Source organism: Okeania sp. SIO3I5 (assembly GCF_010672085.1).
In the GTDB taxonomy this organism is placed as follows: Bacteria; Cyanobacteriota; Cyanobacteriia; order Cyanobacteriales; family Microcoleaceae; genus Trichodesmium.
The window spans coordinates 1-4611 of record NZ_JAAHHT010000415.1 but is presented as its reverse complement, the minus strand read 5'-3'; the positions used below and the strand labels follow the sequence as shown (position 1 = coordinate 4611).

The window sequence follows — 4611 nt, the reverse complement described above, 5'->3', positions numbered from 1 at the left end:
ATTTTCTGCTCAGAAACTAATTAAGCATTTTCTCTAAATTGAAATCTTCTCCTGTCTCAAAGATAAAAATTTAACTTACCTCCTTTGCTTTACCTGACAAAATTCAGGTAGGGAATAGAGATAAAAATTTATGGGAGGAAGCTAATTAGCCATTGACTCAAAATTAACATATTCTCCAGTATCAAAGTTAAAAGTTTCACCTAACTCCTTTGCTTTACCTGACAAAATTCAGGCAGGAAAAATTTGGGGAAATTTTCTGCTCAGAAACTAATTAAGCATTTTCTCTAAATTGAAATCTTCTCCTGTCTCAAAGATAAAAATTTAACTTACCTCCTTTGCTTTACCTGACAAAATTCAGGTAGGGAATAGAGATAAAAAATTATGGGAGGAAGCTAATTAGCCATTGACTCAAAATTAACATATTCTCCAGTATCAAAGTTAAAAGTTTCACCTAACTCTTTTGCTTTACCTGACAAAATTCAGGCAGGAAAAATTTGGGAAAATTTTCTGATCAGAACCTAAGATGGTGTTAATCTTAATTGTGATTATTATCAGTATTAGGTTATACTTTACCTATGTATTTGTTCTTATTTAAAGCTTTTTTAGGCCAAATACGAGAAGTATATGTTATTTTTTTTTAAAAGAATTCTACTAAATATTGACCTATTATAGCTATGTCAAAAAAAAATGATCTTTTTGAACTTCTAAGTTATATTTTTGCAGCTATTCTTATCTTTGTATCAGGATTAAGTTTGTTATTTACTTCTGAACTGACAACCCTAAAATGTAAACGCCTCCAGTTAAACCAAAAAGTGACCTGTGAAGTTACTTACTTTAGCTTGCTTAGAAAACGCACTATTGTAATTCCTACCAGAGTACTCCAAGGTGCTGAAACCCGTCGCAAGAGAACTAGATCATCTTACAAATATAAAGTAGTTCTTTTGACTGAGATTGATGAAATTTCTATATATGGTCTTCATTCTTATCCATCTAAAATAGTAGCCAGTATAAAAGTAAAGCAGATTAATAATTTTATTAATAACCCAGAGAAAATGTCGCTGGAAATGCTACAGCATCCTAACTGGTTTATAGTTTTTTTGGGAATTATATTGATTTTTATATCAGTATTACTATTGTTACTTGCGTTACTTGTATTCTTTAATTTTATAGCAAGAAAATTTGGTATCAAGAGAAAAAGAAAATCTAGTATCAAGAGAATTAGAAGGGAAATCTCCTATCCTTATCATCAAGATGACAAATCAGATTTCTAGGAGTTAGCTACAAGTATAAAAACATCAAGGTAAAGTAAGGTTAGTATAAGTGTTGTTAAACAAATCATTACTTGATTCATAAAAAACCTAAGAGCTAATTACTAATCGCTGAATGCTTACCATTCAAAATACATTTAGCTGACAAAACCCATAGTTTTTCTGTTTCCAAAACAGAACATTTATCTATAGTGTCAACTATGGCAGGAATATTTCCATTTTGGAGATTCATTTCAATTTGATTTCCCATTTGATAATACCATTGTCTCAACCAAAGATTTTTTAGTACATATTCTGACATAAATGCTTGGCGCTCTAAGATTAAAAAATCTATTCCATAAGTATGGATAAAATTTTCCATCCACTGAATATCTGAATGATACTGAGCAAAAATAAATTCTGTAGCTCGCTGTTTTATTTGACTGTAATAACCAAGATGATAAGGAATGGCATATTCCCAGGCAAACAATACGGAACGTTGAGAAAATGTAGGGATATAATCTGCCTCTTCTGATAGAGAAGCAATCAAAATATCTTTTGGTTGTTGAGCAAAAAATTCATAAATTTCTGGTGATTGACCTTTTTGATAATCGGGGTAATAAAAATTTTTCCATAAGCTGATATCGCCGAGCAATAAAATTCCCAAAAATCCAATAAAAATCAATCCTAAAATTCTTCTATTTTTGCTGGATGGTTGTTGACTGACCCAGTGAAAAATTCCATCTAAAGTTATACATAAAACAATGGCAGTCGCTATTGCTAAGACTATCCGAAAACTATGATTGGTGTAACGACTTGGTAAATGTAATTGAAATAATAAAAGATGAGCTGTTACGAATAAAGTGACACCAGCTAACAAGATTTGGGGTAGCAATTTAATTTTAGGAGTTATTTGCTTAAGCAAAGGTAATTGTCTGAGGAAATTTATTCCATTATCAAGGTTATAGGTTTTCTTTTCTTCCTTCTTCTTTCTTGCTTCTTGCTTCTGAAAAACTATTGGAAGGTTATAGGTTTTCCCTTCTTTTTGATTCTTGCTTTTTGCTTCTTGCTTCTGAAAAAGTATTGGAAATTTATCAGTTTCTCCTGCTTCTTTCTTCCTTCTTACTTCTTGGTTCTGAAAAAGGTTATAGGTTTTCTCTTCTTGCTTTTTCTTTATTCCTTCTTGCTTCTGAAAAACTATTGGCAAGAATAATCCAACTATTAATATATGAGGCAGAAATAATTTTTTAGGTAGAATTCCACTACGACTGCCGAGGATGAAAAAATCCCAGGAATTTTGTAAGAAAAAAACACTTCTACCTGCTTCGCCAAATTCTGGCAAAATTTTTGCTTGGGATGCTGTAATTACAGGTGCGTAATTACTAGAATTTAAAGCATAAAATAAAATTACCAGTAAACTTACTCCTAAACCTAATCCACTAAATATGTAATCCTCTCGATTTTTACTAAGACAAAACCTCCCTTTTTCCCAGTCTAAAAATCTGAAAATTAAAATCAAAACAGTCAGGATAACGTATTGGGGATAAAATAATCCGAGAAGAGCGATCGCTACCAAAAAAGGAACTAATGATTTTCGCAATAAATAATATAAAACTGCCAGAAATAAAGGATATAAAAAAGCCCTTGGTGTGCCGGAAGCTATGTCGTCTTGAAACCAGAGATTTTGACTTAATAATACTGAGGCAATAAAACCTGCAAAAGGTATTGGCAATATCTGAAAACAAATTCCAAAACAATAGGCAGCAGTTACCAAAGTTAACCCTAAAGGTAATAATTTATTCAGAAACATTGGATCTATTCCTACTTGGGAAAATAGCCAATAAAAAGTTTTATAACCCCAGGGTGCAACAGACTGAAAATAATCGGCAATTAAGTCGTTGGGAAATAATTCTGGATCTAAAAAACGACGCATCCAAAAAACGTGCTGTCTGGCGTCATCTTGTACTATATATTCTCCACTAAAAGCTTCTTTAAGTGCTAGTAAACTATATATTGTTGCGAAGGTTAAACTAAGAATTAGCCAGAATATTTTCTGATTTGGTTTTGGTGTATTTGATGGGATTAAAATTTGCTTAAGATTTTGCATATACATTATTTTGTAGTAACGGTTTAGATTCAAAGCGTGCCTTGCTTACAGCCTAAATCAATCATATTTTTACTATGTTATAGTGATATATAGTAATTGCTTAACTACTAATAGAAAATTCTTTTCTATTTTAGTAAATTTAGATTTCATAGCTTGATTCAGCAATCCCTTATTTTATAGGGAGTTGTTTTGTTAATTTGTACCTCTGTCACAACAGGATTGTTTCTTTGCTAACTCATAGTATTGTAAAGTTTTATTGATTTTATAGAAAAACTTATGAAAACAACTAAAAATATCTTAGACTGAGAAAGGATTGCAGAACAGCTCGTTAAATGTTTACAGGAGGGATAATGCAATTAGTAGAACGTACTATTATTAAAAAAAATCATCCCAATTATAAATCACTTGATGCTCTAGCTTTCTTGTCTAAAAATCTTTACAATATAGCTAACTACGTAGTTAGACAAGAGTTTATTAATAAAGGAAATTATCTAGATTATAAAAAGGTTCAAAAATTATTACAATCGGGAATAGATTATCAAGCAATACCGGCCAAAGTTTCTCAACAGGTTTTGATTCTTTTAGATAAAAATTGGCAAAGTTTTTTTCAAGCTATAAGAGCTTATTATCAAAATCCAAGTAAGTTTAAAAGTCGTCCTAAACTGCCAAAATATAAACATAAACAGAAAGGGAGAAATATTCTTGTTTATACAAAACAAGCGATTAGTAAACCTCAATTAGTCAAAAATCAGAAGATATTACTATCAAAAAGTGAGCTATTTTTTGACACTAAAATAAATTATGATTCTCTGCAACAAGTGAGAATAATTCCTAAGCTTAATTACTATGTGATAGAAGTGGTTTACGAATCCGTTGAAGTTAAATTAGATTTGTCAGAATCTCATGTGGCTTCTGTAGATTTGGGAGTAAATAATTTGGCGACTGTAACATCAAATAAAAAAGGTTTTCAACCCTTTATTATTAACGGCAGACCAGTCAAATCAATTAATCAATTCTATAATTATAAGAAAGGTAAACTACAGTCAGAATTAAAGAATACTAAAAGTAGTAATCGAATCAAAAGATTATCGACAAAAAGAAATTTTAAGATTGACGATTATCTACATAAGACTAGCAGGTATATTATTAATCATCTGATCAAAAATCAGATAGGAGTTTTAGTAATAGGAAATAATCCAAGGCAGGAAACAAGGCATAAATCTTGGCAAAAAAAATAATCAAAATTTTGTTCAAATT

3 protein-coding genes are annotated in these 4611 nt (G+C 30.6%); 2 read left to right on the top strand and 1 reads right to left on the bottom strand.

The genetic code is table 11. The features are described 5' to 3' along the window. The first annotated feature begins 674 nt into the window (after positions 1-674). Positions 675-1271, top strand: a complete 597-nt coding sequence (locus F6K40_RS38960) for a hypothetical protein (protein WP_293145288.1) — start codon at positions 675-677, stop codon at positions 1269-1271. 94 nt (positions 1272-1365) lie between these two features. On the opposite strand, the gene F6K40_RS38955 is transcribed toward F6K40_RS38960, so the two are convergent. Then, a complete protein-coding gene (locus F6K40_RS38955) occupies positions 1366-3360 on the bottom strand; it encodes a hypothetical protein (RefSeq protein WP_293145286.1) in 1995 nt (664 codons plus the stop codon). 344 nt (positions 3361-3704) lie between these two features. On the opposite strand from F6K40_RS38955, the gene F6K40_RS38950 reads away from it, so the two are divergent. After that, positions 3705-4592, top strand: a complete 888-nt coding sequence (locus F6K40_RS38950) for an RNA-guided endonuclease InsQ/TnpB family protein (protein WP_293145284.1) — start codon at positions 3705-3707, stop codon at positions 4590-4592. The last annotated feature ends 19 nt before the right edge of the window (positions 4593-4611 follow it).